The 23489-nt window shown below is 60.5% G+C and carries 17 protein-coding genes and 2 tRNA genes; 4 read left to right on the top strand and 15 right to left on the bottom strand.

The features are described from left to right. Positions 1-47: 47 nt before the first annotated feature. The 12 genes from HX807_RS02285 to rnr form a co-directional block, all read right to left on the bottom strand. Positions 48-3338 carry a transglutaminase family protein gene (locus HX807_RS02285; RefSeq protein ID WP_177049118.1) on the bottom strand — a complete coding sequence of 1097 codons (3291 nt, stop codon included), beginning with the start codon at positions 3336-3338 and terminating at the stop codon, positions 48-50. A gap of 187 nt (positions 3339-3525) precedes the next feature. After that, positions 3526-3975, bottom strand: coding sequence for a hypothetical protein (locus tag HX807_RS02280; RefSeq protein ID WP_102367983.1), 450 nt, complete (start codon positions 3973-3975; stop codon positions 3526-3528). Between the two features lie 45 nt (positions 3976-4020). Beyond that, positions 4021-4473 (bottom strand): hypothetical protein, encoded by a 453-nt coding sequence (locus tag HX807_RS02275; protein ID WP_008439089.1) that lies wholly within the window; start codon positions 4471-4473, stop codon positions 4021-4023. Beyond that, positions 4470-5390, bottom strand: a complete 921-nt coding sequence (locus tag HX807_RS02270) for a hypothetical protein (RefSeq protein ID WP_008439090.1) — start codon at positions 5388-5390, stop codon at positions 4470-4472. Before HX807_RS02270 ends, HX807_RS02275 begins: the two co-directional genes overlap by 4 nt. Before the next feature lie 221 nt (positions 5391-5611). Then, entirely contained in the window at positions 5612-7915 is a 2304-nt protein-coding gene (locus tag HX807_RS02265; RefSeq protein ID WP_008439091.1) for a YgiQ family radical SAM protein, read from the bottom strand. 99 nt (positions 7916-8014) lie between these two features. Continuing rightward, positions 8015-9409: a replicative DNA helicase gene (gene dnaB, locus HX807_RS02260; RefSeq protein WP_003217484.1), complete on the bottom strand. Its 1395-nt coding sequence runs from the start codon at positions 9407-9409 to the stop codon at positions 8015-8017. A gap of 120 nt (positions 9410-9529) precedes the next feature. Further along, positions 9530-9976 carry a 50S ribosomal protein L9 gene (rplI, locus tag HX807_RS02255; protein WP_003171376.1) on the bottom strand — a complete coding sequence of 149 codons (447 nt, stop codon included), beginning with the start codon at positions 9974-9976 and terminating at the stop codon, positions 9530-9532. An 18-nt stretch (positions 9977-9994) separates the two neighbouring features. Continuing rightward, complete coding sequence (locus tag HX807_RS02250; protein ID WP_003217488.1) at positions 9995-10882, bottom strand: hypothetical protein; 888 nt, start codon at positions 10880-10882, stop codon at positions 9995-9997. A gap of 36 nt (positions 10883-10918) precedes the next feature. Continuing rightward, positions 10919-11149: a 30S ribosomal protein S18 gene (gene rpsR, locus HX807_RS02245; protein WP_002551829.1), complete on the bottom strand. Its 231-nt coding sequence runs from the start codon at positions 11147-11149 to the stop codon at positions 10919-10921. 28 nt (positions 11150-11177) lie between these two features. Continuing rightward, positions 11178-11600, bottom strand: coding sequence for a 30S ribosomal protein S6 (gene rpsF, locus HX807_RS02240; RefSeq protein WP_003217491.1), 423 nt, complete (start codon positions 11598-11600; stop codon positions 11178-11180). A 307-nt stretch (positions 11601-11907) separates the two neighbouring features. Then, positions 11908-12663 carry a 23S rRNA (guanosine(2251)-2'-O)-methyltransferase RlmB gene (rlmB, locus tag HX807_RS02235; protein ID WP_003217493.1) on the bottom strand — a complete coding sequence of 252 codons (756 nt, stop codon included), beginning with the start codon at positions 12661-12663 and terminating at the stop codon, positions 11908-11910. Then, positions 12660-15293 (bottom strand): ribonuclease R, encoded by a 2634-nt coding sequence (gene rnr / locus HX807_RS02230; protein ID WP_003217496.1) that lies wholly within the window; start codon positions 15291-15293, stop codon positions 12660-12662. Before rnr ends, rlmB begins: the two co-directional genes overlap by 4 nt. Positions 15294-15517: 224 nt before the next feature. Here rnr and HX807_RS02225 point away from each other — a divergent pair. The 4 genes from HX807_RS02225 (at position 15518) to HX807_RS02210 (ending at position 18601) form a co-directional block, all read left to right on the top strand. Continuing rightward, positions 15518-15604 (top strand) — tRNA-Leu (locus HX807_RS02225). Positions 15605-15777: 173 nt separating this feature from the next. Then, positions 15778-15864, top strand: a tRNA-Leu gene (locus HX807_RS02220). A 146-nt stretch (positions 15865-16010) separates the two neighbouring features. Beyond that, a complete protein-coding gene (locus HX807_RS02215; RefSeq protein WP_008439094.1) occupies positions 16011-17036 on the top strand; it encodes an extracellular solute-binding protein in 1026 nt (341 codons plus the stop codon). Further along, the gene (locus tag HX807_RS02210; RefSeq protein WP_008439096.1) at positions 17036-18601 is read left to right on the top strand and encodes an iron ABC transporter permease; all 1566 of its coding nucleotides are present in this window, start codon (positions 17036-17038) and stop codon (positions 18599-18601) included. Before HX807_RS02215 ends, HX807_RS02210 begins: the two co-directional genes overlap by 1 nt. Before the next feature lie 108 nt (positions 18602-18709). Here HX807_RS02210 and HX807_RS02205 read toward each other — a convergent pair whose 3' ends face one another. The 3 genes from HX807_RS02205 to HX807_RS02195 all read right to left on the bottom strand — a co-directional run bounded on the left by HX807_RS02205 (position 18710) and on the right by HX807_RS02195 (position 23315). Next, on the bottom strand, positions 18710-20644 hold the full coding sequence (locus HX807_RS02205) for a methyl-accepting chemotaxis protein (protein ID WP_008439098.1): 1935 nt from the start codon (positions 20642-20644) through the stop codon (positions 18710-18712). Between the two features lie 139 nt (positions 20645-20783). After that, positions 20784-22073: an adenylosuccinate synthase gene (locus HX807_RS02200; protein ID WP_003217505.1), complete on the bottom strand. Its 1290-nt coding sequence runs from the start codon at positions 22071-22073 to the stop codon at positions 20784-20786. Between the two features lie 54 nt (positions 22074-22127). Beyond that, entirely contained in the window at positions 22128-23315 is a 1188-nt protein-coding gene (locus HX807_RS02195; protein WP_003217507.1) for an ATP phosphoribosyltransferase regulatory subunit, read from the bottom strand. Between the last annotated feature and the right edge of the window lie 174 nt (positions 23316-23489).

Raw genomic sequence — 23489 nt, 5'->3', positions numbered from 1 at the left:
GCAAGCCAGCTCCCACACAAACCCTGCTCCCACATTTTGAATCGCATTTAGTCATTCTTATTGGGGAAGCGCCGCAAATCCAGGGTCATCGGCAATTCATCATTGATCACCACACTCGGCACCGGCAATTTCCCGGGGCTGTGTCCCAAGCGGAAAAACCGCGCCATCCGCCGGCTTTCAGCTTCATTGGCATTCACCGGCAGGCTGTCGTAATTGCGCCCGCCCGGGTGGGCGACATGGTACTGGCAACCGCCCAGCGAGCGCTGCATCCACGTATCCAAAAGATCGAACACCAGTGGCGCATGCACCGGGATCGTTGGCTGCAGGCAGTTGGCCGGTTGCCAGGCGCGATAACGCACGCCAGCCACAAACTCGCCGACACGCCCGGTGGGTTGCAGCGGCACCGGGATGCCATTGCAGGTCAGCAGGTAACGCTGGGGCGGCAGGCCACTCAACTTGACCTGCAGGCGCTCCAGGGACGAATCCACGTAACGCACCGTACCGCCCACCGCACCCTCTTCGCCCAGCACATGCCAGGGCTCAAGGGCCTGGTGCAATTCCAGTTCGATGCCGCTGACGGCGTAGTCACCGACCTTGGGAAAACGGAACTCCAGGTGCGCGGCAAACCATTCGGCCCGCAGCGGATAACCGGCAGCGTTCAGCTCAACGATCACGTCGGCAAAATCCTGCTCGATAAAGTGCGGCAGCAGGAAGCGGTCATGCAGCTCTGTGCCCCAGCGCGCCAGCTTCGGCGGCGCATAGGGTTCACGCCAGAACCGCGCGACCAGTGCCCGCAGCAACAACTGTTGGGTCAGGCTCATGCGGGCGTGGGGCGGCATTTCAAAGGCACGCAATTCCAGCAGGCCCAGGCGGCCGGTGGCACCGTCCGGCGAGTAGAGCTTGTCGATGCAGAACTCGGCGCGGTGGGTATTGCCAGTGACGTCGATCAGCAGGTTGCGCAGCAGGCGGTCCACCAACCATGGCGGGCATTCTTCGCCCGCTTCGGGCATCTGCGCGAAGGCGATTTCCAGCTCATACAGCGCATCGTTGCGCGCTTCGTCGACCCGTGGTGCCTGGGAAGTCGGGCCGATGAACAGGCCGGAAAACAGGTAGGACAATGACGGATGGTTATGCCAATAGCTGATCAGGCTGCGCAGCAGATCGGGACGCCGCAGGAACGGCGAATCCTTGGGCGTAGCGCCACCGAGCACAAAGTGGTTACCGCCGCCGGTGCCGGTGTGGCGCCCGTCGATCATGAATTTTTCTGTGGTGAGGCGGGTTTGCCGGGCTTCTTCGTAGAGAAACTCGGTGCGTTCCACCAACTCGTCCCAGGTGGCGGACGGCTGCACGTTGACCTCGATCACACCCGGATCCGGCGTCACCCGGAAGTTGCTCAGGCGTGGGTCGCTCGGCGGCTCATAACCTTCCAGCAACACCGGGCAATGCAGTTCTTCGGCGGTGGCTTCGATGGCGGCCACCAGTTCCAGGTAATCCTCGACCCGTTCCAGCGGCGGCATGAACAGGTACAAGCGGCCGTCCCGTGCCTCGGCGCACAGGGCGGTGCGGGTCAGCCAGTCGGCAGACTCGTCGATCTTCGGGATACGGTCTTGGCTGGCAGCTGCCTCGCCATGGCTTTGCAGTTGCGAGGTGGTCGGCAGGTCTGCCAGGTCCTGATTCGGATCGGTGGGGTGCACGAACGGATAGTCCGCCGCCGTTACCCACGGTTGCGAGGCCAGTGGCAGGCGATAACCCAACGGTGAATCGCCCGGCACCAGGCGGCAATGGTTGTCCCGCAGGTACCAGCGCCCGCTCTGCCAGCGGTCATTGGCCGCCGTGCGCGCCAGCGGCAGCACCTGGCCGATGACTTTATCCAGGCCCTGGCTGAAGACCTTGCGCAGGCGCTCGCGCTCAAGCTTGTCCTCCAGGCGCGGATCTTCGGCGCTGACGTTTTGCGGCAAGGCGCCTTCGCGCCACAGGTAATAGAAATTGTCTTCGTAGGCCGGGAATACAAACTGCGCGGGCAGTTTCAGGCGCTCGGCAACGCTGGCCAGAAAACGCCCGGCCATCACGCCGTCGGCGCCATAGCTTTCCTGCTCATCGGCGATCAGCGCGCTGTTGTGCCAGATCGGCACGCCGTCGCGGCGCCAGTAGCAGTTGAGAGACCAGCGCGGCAGTTGCTCGCCGGGGTACCACTTGCCCTGGCCGAAATGCACCAGGCCCTTGGGTGCGTAGTGCTTGCGCATGCGCTGGAACAGCTCGGCGGACAGCCGGCGTTTGTCCGGGCCCAGGGCGGCGGTGTTCCATTCGGCGCCGTCGGGGTCGTCGATGGAAACGAAGGTGGGTTCGCCGCCCATGGTCAGGCGTACGTCGTCCTTGTGCAGGTCACCGTCGATCTGCCGGCCCAGGGCCTGGATCGCCAGCCACTGCTCTTCGGTGTAGGGCTTGGTAACCCTGGGGGCTTCCCAAATCCGCTCCACGGACATCTCGTGGGTAAATTCGCACTCGCAGGGTTCCACCAGGCCACTGATGGGCGCTGCGGAAGAAGGATCAGGACTACAGGCCAACGGGATATGACCTTCACCGGCGAACAAACCGGAGGTGGCATCGAGGCCGATCCAGCCGGCGCCGGGCAAATACACTTCGCACCAGGCGTGCAGGTCGGTGAAATCCACCTCGGTGCCGGATGGGCCGTCGAGGGCTTTGACGTCGGCGGTCAGCTGGATCAGATAGCCCGACACAAACCGTGCCGCCAACCCAAGGTTGCGCAGCAGTTGCACCAGCAACCACGCCGAATCCCGGCAGGAACCGGAGGCGTTTTCCAGGGTGAATTCCGGAGTTTGTACCCCCGGCTCCATGCGGATCAGGTAGCCGATATCGGCGGCCAGGCGCTGATTCAGGCCCACCAGGAAATCCACCGCCGGCAACGGCGTGCGGTCGATACCCGCCAGATACGCGGCGAATCTCGGGGTCAGCGGCAATGTTTCGAGGTACGGCGCCAGCTCGCGCTGCTCATCGGCGGCGTAGCTGAACGGGATTTTTTCGGCGTAGGGTTCCAGGAAGAAATCGAACGGATTGAATACCGCCATCTCCGCCACCAGGTCGACTTCGATGCGCAGCTCGTCAGTTTTTTCCGGGAACACCAGACGCGCCAGGTAATTGCCCTGGGGATCTTGCTGCCAATTGATGAAGTGCTGTTCCGGCAGCACCTTCAGCGCGTAGGAAAGAATCCGCGTGCGGCTATGGGCCGCCGGACGCAGACGAACAATCTGTGGGCCGAGTTCGACCGCGCGGTCGTAGCGGTAATGCGTAACGTGGTGCAACGCGACATGAATCGACACGGCGGCCTCCTGCGAGCCAGGGCATGGAAACAAAGCGCGCAAGACTTATGCCAGAGCAGTGGTCATTGCGCTTTATCGTGGGACCCGGTGCAGTACAGCACCAAAACGGCGCGATGGCTGCCGTCGTGGTGCGAGGGTTGCACATATTTGTGGCGGGAGTGTGAGGGTGGGTGGTGAATCTACCCAGTCAACGGGCTTTGTGCCTGGCGATCACGGCTTCACGCAGGTGGCGAACTTCGACCAGTTTCTGGCGCATTTCGCGGTGGCGCTTGCTGTTAAGCAATAGCAGTGCAAGCAAGGGTAAAAGCACGCTCACGCCATAAATGAACGCATGCGGCTGATACACGATAGTGGGCAGCACACACGCGAAACAAAGCCCCAGTAACACCACCAGTGGCCAGACCCATTGCGGGTGCCCGCGCGCAATCATGAAGTTGCAGTGCACGATGACCATCGTTAAAGCGATTCCGCCGATAAAGGAGTACTTAGCGGTATCGGCCACAGAAAGATCCCGGAAATAGCTTTCAAAAAACAATGGCACCGCAAAGGCCAGGGAAAATACCGATGCCAATATCGCCCCCATGAAAACAGGAAAATACCGAGATAGAAAACCGCGAATGCTCGGTGCTTGGTTCATTGCTCGATTCCCTGATAAAAATCGACAGGAGTGATGTCCTGATACCTATCGGGTTCGGCTCTTGGTCTTCAAAGACTGTCGAATGTGGCGAATTCCTACGAGTTTAATGCGCATATCTCGCTGAACAGAGCTGTTGAGTATCAAGAGGCCAAACAGCGGAAAAACCAACGCCAGGCCATAAAGAACGGCGTGCGGCGCGTACTGAATCATGGGAAGCACAAACAGAAAGCAGGCGAAGTAAATACCCACCATTACCCACACCCACGACGGGCGCCCGCGCAAAATCATGAAATTGCTATGGACCGTTAACAGGATCAGCAATGCTCCGATGAGCATGATCGAAAAGCCCAAGCCGCCAGCGAGAGGCGAATCACGAAAATAGGTCGCAAAGGAAAGCGCTGTAGCGAAGCCCAAAGAAAAATAGGCCGCAAATACACCACCGATAAAAGTAAGGAAGTAATGCCTGAAAAAATCACGAAGCGTCATCAGCTCGCTCATTCTCCGACCTCCTCATACAACCCCAATGCGATGGTTTTTACGTTGCCCGTGTAAGCACTCCCTATAAGGCCCGCCGTTGCGCCTAAGGCGTCTTTAATCTGGGTTTTGGTACTGTGTTTAAGTTGGGTCGGGGTAAAACGCTTGGGCAGTTCGCCCGACAACTGCTTGAGCTTGAGCATCTTCGATGTGAGGCGAGGGTCATTGATGGTCAGCAGTTCTTTTGTGAGCTTCGCTCTTTCTTGTCGATTCAAGCCACGAAGCACTTCGCGCAACGTCTTGCCTGTGGCCGCCTTCGCGACATTGACAAGTTTTATTGTCGTCAGGGCGGAGGCACCCACTCCAGCTAACGATACTGCGTCCAAAACCGTTGAGGTGTTCTGATACCACGCCTCGCTGTCGAGCCAATCATTTCCCTCTGGCCTTGCCACCTCGAGTACCGTTCGAGTAATGCCATTGAAACACTGGAGTGCGCTTGCACCAGCAGCCGCGTATCCGACCACGACGATGACCGAACTCGCGCCGGCGCTGAATGGAACCAAAATGGTTCCGCTGGCAATAGCCGCCCAACTGATGACGGCGCCAAAACAAGAAATGCCGGTATTCACGGCCTCACCAATCAGGCGGGATTCGCGCGGATTACTCACAACATGTTCAGCAAATTGCGTGGGGGCAATGTACTTCTGCGCCTCCCGCAGAATCACGCGCTTGGGCTTAATGCTGCAGAGGGGTTTGAATTCACGCAGGGTCACGATGTTGAAGTCGGCATCGATATACACCACACCCGCCCCCACGATGCCGGGGTCGGCGTCGATGGCGGCAAACAGGCGTGGCAGGTTGATCTGGCTTTCGATGCGCTGGCGGGCCATGAACTGGGAGCGGTTGGAGTCCATGCCGATGCCAAGCAGGGGGCTGCTCATGGGGGTGTTCTTCCTTGAAATGGGTGGTGTCTGAACTGGCGCTTTCGCGAGCAAGCCCGCTCCCACATTCGACCGCATTCTCATGCTGAAACCCGGTCACATGTGGGAGCTGGCTTGCCTGCGATGGCGCTCGAATGGGCGCCACCTTAACAAACAGGCTACCCACCCGCTAGAAAGCAAAACGCCAGCACGAGGCTGGCGTTTTGCGTTTCAGGCGGCGATCAACGCGGCACCACCGGCTTGCGGGCTGGCTTCTTGCCTTTGCCCTTGGCGGCGTCGGTGCGCTCCTTGGCGGCCTGCTTGTTGCGCGCCATGGCTGCGGCCTTGGCTTGCTCGCGCTTGTCCCACGGGTTGCTGCCATCACTGCCTCGCGGCGGCAGGCCGGTGTGCTGGGTGAGGATCCTGGTGGTGGTTTCCTTCGCAACCTTGTGGCTGCCAGCCGGCGTCGAGTTTTTGCGACGAGCGCTCTGGTAGCTGTCGGTGGACGGTTGGTGCAACGGGATCAGTTGCTCCTTGCCCGGCCCGATCAGGTCTGCACGGCCCATGCGAGTCAATGCTTCACGCAGCATCGGCCAGCCCTTCGGGTCGTGGTAGCGCAGGAAGGCCTTGTGCAGGCGGCGCTGTTCTTCGCTCTTGACGATGGTCACCGCGTCGCTCTTGTAGGTGACCTTGCGCAGCGGGTTCTTGCCCGAGTGGTACATCGCCGTGGCGGTGGCCATTGGCGACGGGTAGAACGCCTGCACCTGGTCGGCGCGGAAGCCGTTGCCCTTGAGCCACAGGGCCAGGTTCATCATGTCTTCATCGGTGGTGCCCGGGTGGGCGGCGATGAAGTAAGGAATCAGGTACTGCTCCTTGCCCGCTTCCTTGGTGTACTTCTCGAACATGCGCTTGAACTTGTCATAGCTGCCGATGCCCGGTTTCATCATCTGGTTGAGCGGACCTTCCTCGGTGTGTTCCGGGGCGATCTTCAGGTAACCACCGACGTGGTGGGTCACCAGCTCCTTCACATACTCCGGCGACTCGACCGCGAGGTCGTAGCGCAGGCCGGAAGCGATCAGGATCTTCTTCACACCCGGCAACGCACGGGCGCTGCGGTACAGCTGGATCAACGACGAGTGGTCGGTGTTCAGGTTCGGGCAGATACCCGGGAACACGCAGGATGGCTTGCGGCACGCGGATTCGATCTCCGGGCTCTTGCAGGCAATGCGGTACATGTTCGCGGTCGGGCCGCCGAGGTCGGAAATGACGCCGGTGAAGCCTGGCACCTTGTCGCGGATCTCTTCGATTTCGCGAATGATCGACTCTTCGGAACGGTTCTGGATGATCCGGCCTTCGTGCTCGGTGATCGAGCAGAAGGTGCAGCCGCCGAAGCAGCCACGCATGATGTTCACCGAGAAGCGGATCATGTCGTAGGCCGGGATCTTTTCCTTGCCGTACGCCGGGTGTGGAACACGGGCGTAAGGCATGCCGAACACGTAGTCCATTTCTTCGGTAGTCATGGGAATGGGCGGCGGGTTGAACCACACATCCACTTCGCCGTGCTTCTGTACCAGCGCGCGGGCGTTGCCCGGGTTGGTTTCCAGGTGGAGCACGCGGTTGGCGTGGGCATACAGCACCGAGTCGCCACGGACTTTTTCCACGGACGGCAGACGGATCACGGTCTTGTCACGGGTCATGCGTGGGCTGGCCAGGATCTGTACCACCTTGGCCTCTTCCGGGTCTTCCACCGGGCCCTTTTCCTGCTCGATGGCGCAGGCCTGGGTGTCCTGGGTGTTCACGTACGGGTTGATGATCTTGTCGATCTTGCCCGGACGGTCGATACGGGTGGAGTCCACCTCGTACCAGCCTTCGGGCGTGTCACGGCGAATGAACGCAGTGCCGCGCACGTCGGTGATGTCTTCGATCTTGTGGCCCCACGACAGGCGCTGGGCGACTTCGACGATGGCCCGCTCGGCGTTGCCGTACAGCAGGATATCGGCGCAGGCGTCGATCAGGATCGAGTTGCGTACACGGTCCTGCCAGTAGTCGTAGTGGGCGATGCGGCGCAGGGAGGCTTCGATGCCGCCGAGCACGATCGGCACGTGCTTGTAGGCTTCCTTGCAGCGCTGGCTGTAGACCAGGCTCGCGCGGTCCGGACGTTTGCCGGCCATGCCGCCTGGGGTGTAGGCGTCATCGGAGCGGATTTTCTTGTCGGCGGTGTAGCGGTTGATCATCGAGTCCATGTTGCCGGCCGCGACGCCGAAGAACAGGTTCGGCTCGCCGAGCTTCATGAAGTCGTCTTTGGACTGCCAGTTGGGCTGGGCAATGATCCCGACGCGAAAGCCCTGGGACTCCAGCAGCCGGCCGATGATTGCCATGCCGAACGACGGATGGTCCACGTACGCGTCACCGGTGACGATGATGATGTCGCATGAATCCCAGCCAAGCTGATCCATCTCCTCCCTGCTCATCGGCAGGAATGGCGCAGGACCGAAACATTCGGCCCAGTACTTGGGATAGTCAAATAACGGCTTGGCTGTTTGCATGACGGTGACCGGTGTTGAGATGAAAAATCGCGGGCGCGGAATATAGCACAAAATTTGACCAATTCCGACCTTTGCAGTCGGAATTGGCGGGCAGCGCTTTTACTCGTCTTCGAAGTTATAGCTGCCCGGCGCCAGGTTCTCGAAGCGGGTGTATTTACCGATGAAGGCCAGGCGCGTGGTGCCGATTGGCCCGTTACGCTGTTTACCGATAATGATTTCAGCGATGCCTTTATGCTCGGTTTCCGGGTGATACACCTCGTCCCGGTATACGAACATGATCACGTCAGCATCCTGCTCGATCGCTCCGGATTCCCGCAAGTCGGAGTTGATCGGGCGTTTGTTCGGACGCTGCTCAAGAGATCGGTTGAGCTGCGACAGGGCAACCACCGGGCAGTTGAATTCCTTGGCCAGGGCTTTCAACGAGCGGGAAATCTCGGAAATCTCGTTGGTCCGGCTGTCACCGCTGGAACCCGGGATCTGCATCAACTGCAGGTAGTCGATCATGATCAGGGCAATATCGCCGTGCTCACGCACCAGGCGTCGGGTACGCGCGCGCATTTCCGACGGACTGATGCCCGCGGTGTCATCGATAAACAGCTTGCGATCGTTGAGCAGGTTGACCGCCGAGGTCAGCCGCGGCCAGTCGTCGTCTTCCAGACGGCCGGCACGCACCTTGGTCTGGTCGATGCGGCCCAGGGACGACAACATACGCATGATCAGCGATTCGCCTGGCATCTCCAGGGAGTAAACCAGTACGGCCTTGTCGCTGCGCAACACGGCGTTTTCCACCAGGTTCATGGCGAAGGTGGTTTTACCCATGGACGGACGGCCGGCGACGATGATCAAGTCGGCTGGCTGCAGGCCGCTGGTCATGCCGTCGAGGTCGGTGTAGCCGGTGGACAGGCCGGTGATGGCGTTGTCAGTGTTGAACAAGGTGTCGATACGGTCGATGGCCTTGGTCAGCAAGTCGTTGACGCTGACCGGGCCGCCGGTTTTAGGCCGGGCCTCGGCGATCTGGAAGATCTGCCGTTCGGCTTCGTCGAGAATCTCTTCGGCGGTGCGGCCTTCCGGGTTGAACGCGCTGTCGGCGATCTCGGTGGCGATGCCGATCAACTGGCGCAACGTGGCCCGCGCACGGACGATCTGTGCATAGGCCTTGATGTTGGCAACCGATGGCGTGTTTTTCGCCAGCTCGCCCAGGTAACCCAGGCCGCCCACTTGGGACGTCTGGCCTTCCTTGTCCAATTGCTCGGCCAGGGTCACCACGTCAATCGGTGAGTTCTGATCGGCCAGCTTGGCAATGGCGCGGAAGATCAGGCGGTGGTCATGACGGTAGAAATCGCCGTCCGAGACTTGATCCAGCACGCGTTCCCAGGCGTTGTTGTCCAGCATCAAGCCACCGAGCACGGCCTGTTCGGCCTCGATGGAATGCGGCGGCACCTTCAGGGCAGCGGTTTGCAGGTCATATTGCTCAGGAGCGGAGATATCGTTCATGGCCACTTGGAATAGTTGGAGAATCTGGGGCTACAGAAAAACAAAAGGCACGACCTGTGAACAGGATCGTGCCCGATGTTAACTGCCTGGCACGCGAGGTGCCAGTCAGTTAGGTGTTGCTTAAGCTGCTACCACAACAACGCGTACGGTTGCTTCGACTTCAGCGTGCAGGTGCACGGCTACATCGAATTCGCCAACGTTGCGGATGGTGCCGTTCGGCAGACGAACTTCGCTCTTCTGCACTTCAACGCCGGAGGCGGTCAGTGCATCAGCGATGTCGTGGGTGCCGATCGAACCGAACAGCTTGCCTTCGTCACCGGCGGTGGCAGTGATAGTCACTTCCAGCTCAGCCAGTTGGGCAGCGCGAGTTTCGGCCGAAGCTTTTTTGTCTGCTGCTGCTTTTTCCAGCTCGGCACGACGCTCTTCAAACGCAGCCAGGTTGGCAGCGGTTGCAGCGGTGGCTTTGCCGTATGGCAGCAGGTAGTTACGACCGTAGCCGGCCTTAACGTTCACTTTGTCGCCCAGGTTGCCCAGGTTGGCGACTTTTTCCAGAAGGATCAGTTGCATGTGAAAATCCTCTAACTTTTAACCTTCACCGTTCGCGTTATCGGCGTCTTTCGGCGCCAGACGACCGCGAAAATCAATCAGGCCGTCGACAATGGCCAAGACCACGAGTAACGGATAGATCAGCTGCATGAACAGCAACAGCGTCACGTACAACCCCACCAGCCAGAATCTGCCCAGTCGCTTTTGCGCCACCAGCCCATGAATCAGGGACAGGCCGGCGAATACCAGCGGTACGCTGCACAACGGCACCAACAGCGCCAGGCCAAAAGTCGGCCCGACCACCATGAACGCCAGCAGCAACATCGCCGGTCCAGCGGGGATTCTGATACTGCGAAACTCGCGACCAAAACCACCCGGGTTATACAACAACGCCTGCCAGTAACGCCCAAGAATCAGGCTCAGCAAGCTGACAATCTGCAACAGTGCCGCTATCAGGCCGGTAAGCATCGGTGCAACCACTGACGCAAAGCGCGCTCGCTCCTCTACCGATAACTGCTGGTAGAGATCCCCGAGGGCCAGCGGCAGGATCTTTATGATCTCCTGCGCCAGCGCCTCGATTTGCGGGCGGAAAGCCGCGCCAAGCGCCAGTGAATACACCAACCCCAATGCCACGCTGACCAGCAGCGTACGGACCCAGGACTCACTTGCGCGCAAAACCAACGCAAGGGTCGATGAACCGAGCAGTACCAGAAGTACCCGTGGATCATCGAATTTCAACCACCAGACCAAGGCCGGCAGTATTCCCAGGGCAAGAACGCCAAGGGCGTCCTTCAAACCGCGCCGCAGAAGCACAAGGCAACCCGCGGCAGCACCCAACCAATACAACAACGGCAATGCTGCACATCCAGCCACTACCAGAGTGGCCTGCACACGACCGCGCATGATGAACTCAGCTAAGGCGCGCATGCATTCAATCCCTTACTACTTGTCGACTGCCCGGTCTCAGCGGCCGTGGCTGTCGGTGTAGGCCAGCAGGGCCAGGAAGCGGGCGCGCTTGATAGCGGTGGCCAGCTGACGCTGATAACGAGCTTTGGTACCGGTGATGCGGCTTGGAACAATTTTGCCGGTCTCGGATACGTAGGCTTTCAGAGTGTTGAGATCTTTGTAATCGATCTCCTTCACGTCTTCAGCGGTGAAGCGGCAGAATTTACGACGACGGAAGAAACGTGCCATTTGATAGGCTCCTTAAAAGGTCCGTGGATTACTCGTCAGCGTTATCGCTGTTGTCGCTGTCATCACTATCAGCGCTTTCAGCGCCTTCGTGCTCAGGACGGTCGCGACGCTCACGGCGCTCACTGCGGTTTTCTTCAGCCTTGAGCATCTCGGATTGGCCGGTAACGGCTTCTTCGCGACGGATGACCAGGTTACGGATCACTGCATCGTTGTAGCGGAAGTTGTCTTCCAGCTCGGCCAGGGCCTTGCCAGTGCACTCAACGTTCAGCATCACGTAGTGAGCCTTGTGAACATTGTTGATTGCGTAGGCCAGTTGACGACGGCCCCAATCTTCCAGACGGTGGATTTTGCCGCCGTCTTCTTCGATCAGCTTGGTGTAACGCTCTACCATGCCGCCGACTTGCTCGCTTTGATCCGGGTGGACCAAAAAGATGATTTCGTAATGACGCATGAATGCTCCTTACGGGTTGTAGCCTGCCGCTCAAAAACGGTCAGACAAGGAGTGAATGACACTTATGGATCTTGCCGAAGGGAGGCACATGCGTGCCTGCCATGAAGGCAAGGGGCGCAATTGTAGAGAAGGGGGAGAAAGGGTGCAAGGTGATTGGTGATTATTTGAACAGCCCCCATACACCACAAAAACAAATGTGGGAGGGGGCTTGCTCCCGAAAGCGATGTGCCAGTCACCAAATGCACTGACTGATACACCGTATTCGGGAGCAAGCCCCCTCCCACATTTTGACCTGCGCCAGACTTGGTTATTTCTTGGCTTTAGCCTTGGCGCCGCGCTGGCGCTGGGCTTCGAACAGGCAGACGCCCGTTGCGACTGAAACGTTGAGGCTGCTGACGCTACCGGCCATCGGCAGGTGCACCAGGTAATCGCAATGCTCGCGGGTCAGGCGGCGCATGCCCTTGCCTTCGGCACCCATGATCAGGATGGTCGGGCCGGTGAGGTCCTGGTCATAAATGCTGACCTCGGCCTCTCCCGCCGTACCCACGACCCACAGGCCGCGCTGCTGGAGTTTCTCGAGGGTGCGCGCCAGGTTGGTCACGGCCACCAACGGAATCACTTCCGCAGCACCGCAGGCGACTTTACGCACGACAGGCGTCAAGGTTGCCGACTTGTCTTTAGGCACGATCACCGCCAACGCACCGGCGGCATCCGCCGAACGCAGGCAGGCGCCGAGGTTGTGCGGATCGGTCACGCCGTCGAGCACCAGCAACAGCGGTGCGCCTTCGGTGCGGTCGAGCAGCTCGTCGAGCATCGCTTCGCCCCAGACCTGGCTTGGACTGACGTCGGCTACCACGCCCTGGTGAACGCCTTCAACCCAGACGTCCATCTCGCGCCGCTCGGCCTGGCCGATGGCAACTTTGTTCTGATTGGCCAGTTCGACCAGCGCTTGAACACGCGGCTCACTGCGGCCTTCTGCCAACCACACCTGCTTGACGCGTTTCGGGTGGTGACGCAGCAATGCTTCTACGGCGTGCACGCCGTAGATTTTTTCCAGACTCATGACTTGGCCTTAGGTTTGCGCGACCCGCCGCTTTTCGCGGGGGCCGAACCCGCTTTTGGCGGGCCTTTACGGTGTTTACTCGGCTTGCTCGACGGCTTTTCCGCCTCGCGGGACTTTCCCCCAGACGCCGCTTTACCACCGCTTTTGGCTTCGTTGAGCAACTGCTGCTTCAACTCGCGGCTCTTGCGCAGCTCGGCGTTTTTCGCCGCGGCATCGCTAGGGCGGTAGGCTTCGGGGGCCTTGTCCTTGGCAGACGAACGACGCGCAGGCTTGGCTGGCGCAGGCTCGGCGACCGCTGCTTTCGCAGGAGCGCCTTTGCCTTTGCTGGCCGGGGCTGCAGTTTCGCTGCCACGTTTTTTACGGCCAGTCGGTTCAGCCGGCTTGTCAGGCATACCGAAATCGATCTTGCGCTCGTCGAGGTCGACGCGCATGACCTGCACTTCCACGGTATCGCCCAGACGGAAGCTGCGACCGGTGCGCTCGCCCGCCAGGCGGTGATGCACAGGGTCGAAGTGGTAGTAGTCACCCGGCAAGGCGGTGACGTGCACCAGGCCCTCGACGTAGATGTCGGTCAGCTCGACGAACAAACCAAAACCGGTCACGGCAGTGATCACACCCGGGAACGACTCGCCCACGCGGTCTTTCATGAACTCGCACTTGAGCCAGTTCACTACGTCGCGGGTGGCTTCGTCGGCACGGCGCTCGCTCATGGAGCACTGCTCGCCCAACTGTTCCAGGGCCGCTTCGTCGTACGGATAGATCCGTGCCTTCGGAATGGTCATGGCACCAGCACGCTTGACGTGCGGGGTGTTCTGCTTGGAATGGATCACGCTGCGGATCGCCCGGTGCGTGAGCAAGTCCGGGTAACGACGAATCGGCGAGGTGAAGTGGGTGTACGCTTCGTAATTCAGGCCGAAGTGGCCCTGGTTATCGGCGCTGTACACCGCCTGGCTCAGGGAGCGCAGCATGACGGTCTGGATCACGTGGTAATCCGGACGGTCCTTGATGCTCGCGAGCAGAGCCTGATAGTCCTTCGGCGTCGGGCCGTCCTTGCCTTTGTGCAGGGACAGGCCGAGCTCACCGAGGAACGCGCGCAGCTTCTCCAGACGCTCCGGCGGCGGGCCGTCGTGCACCCGGTACAACGCAGGAATCTCGTGCTTTTTGAGGAATTCTGCGGTGGCCACGTTGGCCGCCAGCATGCACTCCTCGATCAGCTTGTGAGCATCGTTGCGCGTGGTCGGGGTGATCGCGGCAATCTTGCGCTCGGAACCGAAGACAATCCGGGTTTCCTGAGTTTCAAAGTCGATCGCGCCACGCACGTGACGAGCGCCCAACAGCACCTTGTACAGCGCGTAGAGCTGCTTGAGATGCGGCACGACATGCCCGTACTCACCGCGCAGGGCCTTGGCTTCGCTGGTTTTCGGCTGCTCCAGGATGGTGCTGACCTTGTTGTAGGTCAGGCGGGCCTGGGAGTGGATCACCGCTTCATAGAACTGGTAGTCGGTCATTTCGCCGGTTTTCGAGATGGTCATCTCGCACACCATGGCCAAACGGTCGACTTTCGGGTTCAGGGAGCACAAGCCGTTGGACAGCTGCTCAGGCAGCATAGGGATGACGCGCTCGGGGAAGTACACCGAGTTGCCGCGCACCTGGGCTTCGTTGTCCAGGGCCGAACCGATCTTCACGTAGCTGGACACGTCGGCAATCGCGACGAACAACTTCCAGCCGCCGGAGAACAGGCGCAGTTTGCCAGGCTTGGCTTCGCAGTAGACCGCATCGTCGAAGTCGCGGGCATCTTCGCCGTCAATGGTGACGAACGGTAGATGACGCAGGTCGATGCGCTTCTCTTTGTCTTTTTCTTCGACTTCCGGCTTGAGCTTGGCGGCTTCTTTGAGCACAGCCTCAGGCCAGACGTGAGGGATATCGTAGGTGCGCAGCGCAACATCGATCTCCATGCCCGGCGCCATGTAGTTGCCGACCACTTCAACGATATCGCCCTGTGGCTGGAAGCGCGCAGTGGGCCAGTGGGTGATTTTCACCTCGACGAACTGGCCCACTTTGGCGGCGCCATTGCGCCCCGGAGTGATCAGCACTTCCTGCTGAACCTTGGGGTTATCCGGCACCACGAAGCCGATGCCGCCTTCTTCGAAGTAACGGCCGACGATGGACTCGTGGGCACGGGACACCACTTCGACGATCACGCCTTCACGGCGACCGCGACGGTCGAGGCCGGAAACGCGGGCCAGGGCACGGTCGCCATCGAACACCAGGCGCATTTGCGCAGGGCTCATGAACAGGTCGTCGCTGCCATCGTCCGGGATCAGGAAGCCGAAACCGTCACGGTGGCCGGCGATGCGGCCGAGGATCAGGTCGAGCTTGTCCACCGGCGCGTAGGTGCCGCGGCGGGTGTAGATCAACTGGGCATCGCGCTCCATGGCGCGCAGGCGGCGACGCAGGGCTTCGAGTTGGTCTTCGGTGGTCAGACCGAATTCTTCAACCAGCTGCTCGCGGCTAGCAGGCGAACCCCGATCGGCGAGGTGCGCCAGGATCAGTTCGCGGCTAGGAATGGGGTTTTCATATTTTTCCGCTTCACGAGCGGCCTCGGGATCGAGGGACTGCCAATCGGCCATTAGAGAGTTTTCACCTTGTCTATATGCGGGTTAGTTTGGCATACGCGTATTGAAACGGGAAATTTCAGGTGTCAACAAGCCCGTAAAAGCACTTTGTAGCCCTTGGAATGCACCTTGCGCGACCGTCGGCGAAATATTCCAGACTTTTTTCATGGCAGGGCTTTACAGCTCAAAATAGCCTCCGTATAGTGCGCGCCATCGACGACGGCAACGTTGTTGATGCTGCCCAGGTGGTGAAATTGGTAGACACGCCAGCTTCAGGTGCTGGTGATCGCAAGGTCGTGGAAGTTCGAGTCTTCTCCTGGGCACCAATTTCAAACTCAAGGTTATGCCTTGAGTCTCCAAAAACCCGCGAAAGCGGGTTTTTGCGTTTCAGGCCTTTGATTTTTAACAAGAATCTTGATTTATATTTTTGAATCAGGGGTTTACAGATCAAAAAGCCCTCCGTATAGTTCGCTCCATCAACAGCGCAAGCGTTGATAATGCCCAGGTGGTGAAATTGGTAGACACGCCAGCTTCAGGTGCTGGTGATCGCAAGGTCGTGGAAGTTCGAGTCTTCTCCTGGGCACCAAATTCAGATCAAACCCGCGAAAGCGGGTTTTTTCGTTTCCGGGGTTTGAAAGCCTGACCGGTGATTTCCCCCCCTCGTCCGCACTTGAGAAGTTTTATCGTTTATCCTTGTAAGGATTTGTTGCACTCAAGTGAGGAAAACCCCGGATGATGATCCGCGATACCCGTCTCAAGACATCCCTTCTGCGTGGCCTGACCATCACTCTGCTCGGCCTGACCCTGCTCTCGCCCGCTGCCTATTCTGCCGACAAGGTTGCACTGACCTTGTACAACGGCCAACACAAGGAGGTCGGCGATGAACTTGCCAAGGCCTTCGAAGCCAAGACCGGCATCCACGTCAATGTGCGCAAGGGCAGCAGCAACCAGCTGGCCAGCCAGGTCGTCGAAGAAGGTGACCGCTCCCCTGCCGACGTGATCTACACCGAAGAATCGCCGCCGCTGAATAAACTCGGCGAGCAAGGCCTGCTGGCAACCATCGACGCCAGCACCCTCGACGTCCTGCCGAAGGAATACGTGGCCGCCAACGGCGCCTGGATGGGCGTGACCGCACGCACCCGCGTCGTGGCCTTCAACCCGAAGCTGATCGCCGAGAAAGACCTGCCCAAGTCGGTACTGGATTTCGCCGGGCCCGAGTGGCAAGGCAAGGTCGGTTTCGTGCCCACCAGCGGCGCGTTCCAGGAACAAGCCGTAGCGATCATCAAGCTGCACGGTCGCGAAGCGGCTGAAGAGTGGCTGACCGGCCTGCGCGCTTTCGGCAAGGTCTACAGCAACAACATGGTTGCGCTCAAGGCCGTGGAAAATGGCGAAGTCGCCACTGTCTTGGTGAACAACTACTACTGGTTCGCCCTGAAGAAAGAAAAAACCAACCTGGATTCGCAGCTGCACTACTTCACCAACGGCGATGCCGGTGGCCTGATCACCGTGTCTGCCGCGGCTGCACTGAAATCCAGCAAGCATCCAAAGGAAGCCCAGCAACTGCTGGCATTCATGGCCAGCGAAGAAGGCCAGCGGGTGATCACCAACACTTCCGCCGAATACCCGCTGCGCAAGGGCATGGAATCCAACCGCGGCCTCAAGCCTTTCAGCGAGCTGCAACCGCCGAAAGTCACCCCTGCCGACCTGGGCAACGCCGAAGAAGCCCTGGAACTGGAACGTGACGTTGGCTTGAACTGATGAACCCATCGCTCCCCGCCCTCGCCTTGCGCGGGGGTTTTACGCCGAGACGCAAACGCCCTTCGATCTGGTTGCTGCTACCAGTCCTGCTGCTGGTAGGCCTGAGCCTGTTGCCGCTGGCGTATGTCGGCCTCAAGGCCTGGCAGGCAGGATGGGCCGAAGCGGTGCATTTGCTGTGGCGGCCCTATGTATTCGGGTTGCTGCGCAACACCCTGGCGCTGATGGTCGGCGTCACCGTGGCCTGCGGCGTGATCGGCTTGTCCCTGGCCTGGCTGCTGGAACGCAGCAACCTGCCGGGGCGGCGGATCTGGGGAGTGATCCTGTGCCTGCCGTTCGCGGTGCCGGCGTTTGTCAGCAGCTTTACCTGGGTTTCGTTAAGCGCCAACTTTGAAGGGTTGGGCGGAGCGATCCTGGTGATGACCCTGTCCAAATACCCACTGGTGTTTCTGCCGGTGGCGGCAACCCTGCGCAATCTTGATCCATCCCTGGAAGAATCGGCCCGCACCCTTGGCCTGAATCGCTGGGGCGTGTTCTTTCGCATCACCTTGCCTTTACTGTGGCCGTCACTGCTGGCCGGGGCACTGTTGATTGCCCTGCATATGCTGGTGGAGTTCGGCGCGCTGTCGATCATCGGCTTGCAGACGTTTACCACCGCAATCTACCAGCAATTCGAGCTGGAGTTCAGCAACGCCAATGCGGCGATGCTTTCGGCGGTGCTGCTGGTGATGTGCCTGACGCTGCTCTGGCTGGAGCTGCGGGTGCGCGGCAAGGGCCGGCACGTGCGTACCGGCCAGGGCGCGGCGCGGCATGCCGAACAGGTTCGACTCGGCAAATGGGCGGCGCTGGGGCAGCTGTATTGCCTGCTCCTGGCGATCATCGGCAGCGGCATTCCACTGGGCATGCTCGGTTATTGGCTGGCAGTGGGCAGTTCGGCGGCATTTCCGATAGCCGAGATCAGCGAGGCGCTGCTTTCTTCGCTGGCGCTGTCCCTGGGTGGCGCCGCGCTTTGCCTGTTGTTTGCCGTGCCGGTGGGCTTGCTGGTGGTGCGCTACAAGGGCCAGCTCGCACTGTGGGCGGAACGCCTGCCGTACCTGCTGCACGCCCTGCCCGGCCTGGTGATTGCGCTGACACTGGTGTATTTCGCCCTGCATTACGTGCCGGCGCTGTATCAAACGTCGGCATTGCTGCTGATCGCTTATGCGCTGCTGTTTTTGCCCCTGGCCCAGGCGCCGATCCGCACGGCGCTGAACAAGGCAGCACCACAGCTGGAAGAGGCGGCGAGAACGCTGGGCGCGTCGTCGTTCAGTGCGTTTTGCCGGGTGACGCTGCCGATTATTTTCCCGGCATTGGGGGCGGCGTTTGCGCTGGTATTCCTGGATGCGATGAAGGAATTGACGGCGACGTTACTGCTTAGTCCGACCGGGCTGAACACCTTGGCAACTGCCGTGTGGGCGCACACCTCGAATGTGGAATTCGCGGCAGCGGCGCCCTATGCGGCATTGTTGATTTTGGTGTCGGGGCTGCCGGTGTATCTGCTTACGACGCGGATGTATCTGAGCCGCTGAAATAGCTTTCGCGAGCAAGCCCGCTCCCACATTTGCTCGCATTCCAGAAGTGGAACTCGGTCGAATGTGGGAGCGGGCTTGCTCGCGAAAGGGCCGCACCAGGCGACATCAAGCCCGGAACTGCCCCAGGCTCGCCTTCAACTGCGCCGCCAACCCATCCAGCACTTTGCCACTGGCTGTAGTCTCTACCACCGCCTGCGCCGCTCGCTCAGCCTGGGCATGAATGATCTCGACTCGCCCACGCACCGCATGCGCACCCTGCGCCTGATGCTCAGCCGCCCGCGTCGCCAGGCCAATCGCTGCATGCACCTGCTCCACCGAGGCCTGTACCGACTGCTGCAGGCGTACACTGTCGCGTAATACCAACAAACCTTCGCTGGCCTGGCGCCCGGCCTTGCCGATGGTTTCCACGGCCTCACGGGCGCCTTGCTGCAAGGCCACGATGTGGGCCTGGATGTCGCCGGTAGAACTCTGGGTTTTACTGGCCAGGGCGCGAACCTCGTCCGCCACCACCGCAAAGCCGCGCCCGGTCTCACCGGCTCGCGCCGCCTCAATAGCCGCGTTGAGCGCCAGCAGGTTGGTTTGCTCGGCAATCCCGTGGATCACCGTCAACACCACCTCGATCTGCTCGCTCTGCTGCGCCAGCCGCTCGATCACCTTGGAACCGGCCTGCACCTGCCCCGCCAACGCCTCGATCAAGCTGCCGACTTCGGCTGAAGTGCGGGAATTTTCATCAGTCGCCTGGCGAATATCCACCACCTGCTGCAAGGCGGCCTGCATCGCATGGCTTTCCGCCTGGGCCTCATCCGCCATTTGCGACAGCGCCCGCAGGCTTTCGGCAACCTCATCACGCTGCAAGCCGGCGGCCGCATCGGCACCCGCATTGCGCAGGGTCATCGCGCCGATTTCCACGCCGGTACGCTGGGCCACATCACCGGCTTCACGCACGATCGGCTGCAATTTATCCACAAAGCGATTGACCGCCGAGGCCATGTCGCCGATTTCGTCCCGGCTGTTGATCTGCACGCGCTTGGTCAGGTCGCCCTCGCCTGCCGCCAAATCGTCCATCGCTGCAATCAGCAGCTTCAGGCGATTGACCACCCGACGGCCGAGCACTACAGCAATCAACAGCAATACACCAAAACCTACAACTGCCAGGCCCATGCCGATGCGCCAGCGCAAGGTGCCCGCCGCCTCTTGCACGGCGCTGGTGGTATTGGCGGTCATCTGGGTGGCGGTGGCTTGCGCCGACTGCAAACGCGCGCCCATGGCCGCCGCGCTGTCAGCCGCGGCACCCTTGAGGCTGTCGCCCACCAACTGGTCACCGCTGGCAATCAGTGCAGCAAAACGCTTGTCCAGCGCGGCCAGGTCAGCCTCGACCGAGGCAGTCGAAACCCCCATGCGGACCTTGCCGATCTCTACGCCATTGGGGCTGATGGACGCTTCGACGTAGAACACCGAGGGATCATTCTTCGCCGCATCCAGCACTTTATCCAGGGCACGTTCGCCCTTGCCCTTTTCCAGCAGCGCCTGGTTGATCGGGTTTTCACGATTAAGGTAACGGGTCAGGTGCTCGCCAGCCGCGTCGTCATACACCACAAACAACACGTTGGGATTGCGCTGGGCTCTGCGGGCAAACTCAGACAGCGTCGGCACGTCGCTGTCCCACATGGCGCGCGGCGCCACCGAAGCGAGCAGTTGCGCCATGTCATTGGCAGAGTCCTGCAGGTCTTTTTCCAGGGTCGCACGCAGTTGCTTCTGCTCTTCCTGCAGGCGCGTGGAAAGCCCCGCCGTCAGACGCTGGCGCGTGCTGGAAGACAGACTGTCCAGGCTGGATGTCACTTCCTTGCCGGCTTGCGCCAACTCGCCGGACAGTTTCTGGCTGTCGACACCCAGGCGATTGCCCAAATCAGCTTCCAATGCAGTGACGGTGCTTCGCGTCAGGGCGACGGCCACCAGTACTTGCACCAAAAGAGCGATACCTAGGGTAACGAACACCGGCCGCAACAGCCGGCTTTGTAACAATGAGAGAACGGCAGACACTGGGAATCCCTCCACCACGGGTGCCATTAATTTGATAGCACCGCGAAAGAAAGAACCATAGCAAGGGTCGTGCCGTTTACCAGGCGGAAACGACAAAGGGCTCCCGAAGGAGCCCTTTGCTTTTTACATCAACAGCTTATTAAGCGAACGGGTGACGCAGAACGATGGTCTCGTTGCGGTCCGGGCCCGTCGAAATAATGTCGATTGGCGCACCGATCAGCTCTTCAACGCGCTTGATGTAAGCGCGGGCGTTGGCTGGCAGTTCTTCCAGGGTCTTGGCGCCCACGGTCGATTCGGTCCAGCCTGGCACCTCTTCGTACACAGGCTGCAGGCCTACGTAGCTGTCCGCGTCAGTCGGGGCAACGTCCTTGCCTTCCGCATCCTTGTAGCCGATGCAGATGTTGATGGTTTCCAGGCCGTCGAGTACGTCCAGCTTGGTCAGGCAGATGCCCGAGATGCTGTTCACATCGATAGCGCGACGCAGGATAACGGCGTCGAACCAGCCACAACGGCGGGCACGGCCGGTCGTCGCGCCGAACTCGTGGCCTTGTTTGGCCAGGTGCGCGCCGACGTCGTCGAACAGTTCAGTCGGGAATGGACCCGAACCTACACGCGTGGTGTATGCCTTGGTGATGCCGAGGATGTAGTCCAGGAACATCGGGCCAACGCCCGAACCCGTCGCAACGCCGCCAGCGGTGGTGTTGGAACTGGTGACGTACGGGTAGGTGCCGTGGTCGATGTCCAGCAACGAGCCCTGGGCGCCTTCGAACATGATGTCTTTGCCGGCGCGACGCAGGTCGTGCAGCTCGGCAGTCACGTCCAGCATCAGCGGCTTGAGCAGCTCGGCGTATTCCTTGCACTCGGCCAGGGTCTTTTCAAACTCGATGGCCGGCTCTTTGTAGTAACCCACCAGCATGAAGTTGTGGTAATCCACCAGTTCACGCAGCTTGTCTTCAAAGCGCGGCATGTTGAGCAAGTCGCCCACACGCAGGCCACGACGTGCAACCTTGTCTTCGTAGGCCGGGCCGATGCCGCGACCGGTCGTGCCGATCTTCAGCTCGCCACGGGCCTTTTCACGGGCCTGGTCCAGCGCAACGTGGAAGGACAGGATCAGCGGGCAGGAAGGGCTGATACGCAGGCGCTCGCGCACTGGCACGCCTTTCTCTTCCAGCTTGGTGATCTCGCGCAACAGGGCGTCAGGTGCAACCACCACGCCGTTGCCGATCAGGCACTGCACGCCTTCGCGCAGTACACCCGACGGGATCAGGTGCAAGACGGTTTTTTCGCCATCGATGACCAGGGTGTGGCCAGCGTTGTGGCCACCTTGGTAGCGCACTACGGCGGCAGCATGTTCGGTCAGCAGATCAACGATCTTGCCTTTGCCCTCATCACCCCATTGGGTGCCCAGGACTACGACATTCTTACCCATAACACTTGTCCTCATTCGCGCAAACTTGGTGCCGGCAGTGGCCGGCAGGAAAACTCAAGAAGCCAGTGGCGATACTTGCCAAAGCCCGTTCTGCTGAATCAATTGCCGGTCGCAGTCCGCTTCACGGGCGGCGGCCAATGGCTGCCCAGGCAAGGCCTGGACCACACGCTGACCCTCACTGCGCAACTGGCAAACCTGCTGCCAGAGTGCTGCGTCCGTACTGTCGGGCATCCAGATACCGCCAGACGGCAGTTCGACCTCAGCACGCCCCAGGGTCACCAGGGTTTTCAAATCGGTGGAAAAACCGGTCGCCGGACGAGCGCGACCGAAGTCGGCGCCGATATCGTCGTAACGACCGCCCTGGGCGATGGCCTGGCCAACACCCGGGACAAACACCGCGAACACCACACCGGTGTGGTAGTGGTAGCCGCGCAACTCACCCAAATCAAAGTACAGCGGCAACTGCGGGAAGCGCGCAGACAACTGCTCGGCAATCGCCAGCACATCGTCCAGGGCCGCCAATACATCAGCCGGCGCATTCGCCAGGCGATCACGGGCGGCGGTCAGTACTTCACGGCCGCCACACAGATCCACCAGCGCACGCAGCATGCCGGCCAGGTCGGCAGGCACGCCCGCCGTCAGGGCAATCACTTCATCGATGGCCTTGCGCTGCAAGGCATCGAACAACTGTTGTTCCACTTCACCCGACAAGCCGGCCGCACGGGCCAGGCCGCGGTAGATACCGACATGCCCAAGGTCCATGTGCACATCCGGCACATCGGCCAGCTGCAACATGGCCAGCATCAGGCTGATGACTTCCACGTCGCTGCTCGGGCTGGCATCACCGTACAACTCGGCGCCCAACTGGATCGGGCTGCGGGACGACGACAACGCACGCGGTTGCGCATGCAGCACGCTGCCGGCGTAGCACAGGCGGCTTGGCCCTTCGCGACGCAGGGTGTGCGCATCAATGCGCGCTACTTGCGGCGTGATGTCGGCACGAAAGCCCATTTGCCGGCCCGATTGCGGGTCGATGACCTTGAAGGTGCGCAGATCCAGGTCCTGGCCCGCGCCGGTCAGCAGGGATTCCAGGTACTCGATATGCGGAGTCACGACAAACTCGTAACCCCAGCTCTGGAACAGATCCAACACCTGGCGGCGCGCGATTTCAATGCGCGCAGCTTCTGGTGGCAGTACTTCTTCGATGCCATCTGGCAGCAGCCAGCGGTCTACCGTTGCCATTACGCCATTCCCCTATGATCCGGGCGGCCAGCCCTCGGGCGAGCCTTGAGTGAAGCAGAAAATACCCGGCCCCTGCATAAACCACGCGCAAGAGCGACGTGACGAACGACCAACAATCGGCCTCGTCGGGCACTTTCCTCGAAAAACCTGTGGCGCCTGCGGAGCAAAACCACA

Source organism: Pseudomonas sp. D8002 (assembly GCF_013385695.1).
Classification (GTDB): Bacteria; Pseudomonadota; Gammaproteobacteria; order Pseudomonadales; family Pseudomonadaceae; genus Aquipseudomonas.
The sequence above is the reverse complement of the archived record's forward strand: the minus strand, read 5'-3'. Positions and strand labels throughout refer to the sequence as shown.

Coding starts and splice junctions, on each gene's coding strand:
- HX807_RS02210 (WP_008439096.1), top strand. CDS start 17,036: ATGAACCCATCGCTCCCCGCCCTCGCCTTGCGCGGGGGTTTTACGCCG.
- rplI (WP_003171376.1), bottom strand. CDS start 9,976: ATGCAACTGATCCTTCTGGAAAAAGTCGCCAACCTGGGCAACCTGGGC.
- rpsR (WP_002551829.1), bottom strand. CDS start 11,149: ATGGCACGTTTCTTCCGTCGTCGTAAATTCTGCCGCTTCACCGCTGAA.
- HX807_RS02270 (WP_008439090.1), bottom strand. CDS start 5,390: ATGAGCAGCCCCCTGCTTGGCATCGGCATGGACTCCAACCGCTCCCAG.
- dnaB (WP_003217484.1), bottom strand. CDS start 9,409: ATGAACGATATCTCCGCTCCTGAGCAATATGACCTGCAAACCGCTGCC.
- HX807_RS02195 (WP_003217507.1), bottom strand. CDS start 23,315: ATGGCAACGGTAGACCGCTGGCTGCTGCCAGATGGCATCGAAGAAGTA.
- HX807_RS02280 (WP_102367983.1), bottom strand. CDS start 3,975: ATGAACCAAGCACCGAGCATTCGCGGTTTTCTATCTCGGTATTTTCCT.
- rnr (WP_003217496.1), bottom strand. CDS start 15,293: ATGGCCGATTGGCAGTCCCTCGATCCCGAGGCCGCTCGTGAAGCGGAA.
- HX807_RS02215 (WP_008439094.1), top strand. CDS start 16,011: ATGATGATCCGCGATACCCGTCTCAAGACATCCCTTCTGCGTGGCCTG.
- rpsF (WP_003217491.1), bottom strand. CDS start 11,600: ATGCGTCATTACGAAATCATCTTTTTGGTCCACCCGGATCAAAGCGAG.
- HX807_RS02275 (WP_008439089.1), bottom strand. CDS start 4,473: ATGAGCGAGCTGATGACGCTTCGTGATTTTTTCAGGCATTACTTCCTT.
- HX807_RS02200 (WP_003217505.1), bottom strand. CDS start 22,073: ATGGGTAAGAATGTCGTAGTCCTGGGCACCCAATGGGGTGATGAGGGC.
- rlmB (WP_003217493.1), bottom strand. CDS start 12,663: ATGAGTCTGGAAAAAATCTACGGCGTGCACGCCGTAGAAGCATTGCTG.
- HX807_RS02250 (WP_003217488.1), bottom strand. CDS start 10,882: ATGCGCGCCTTAGCTGAGTTCATCATGCGCGGTCGTGTGCAGGCCACT.
- HX807_RS02265 (WP_008439091.1), bottom strand. CDS start 7,915: ATGCAAACAGCCAAGCCGTTATTTGACTATCCCAAGTACTGGGCCGAA.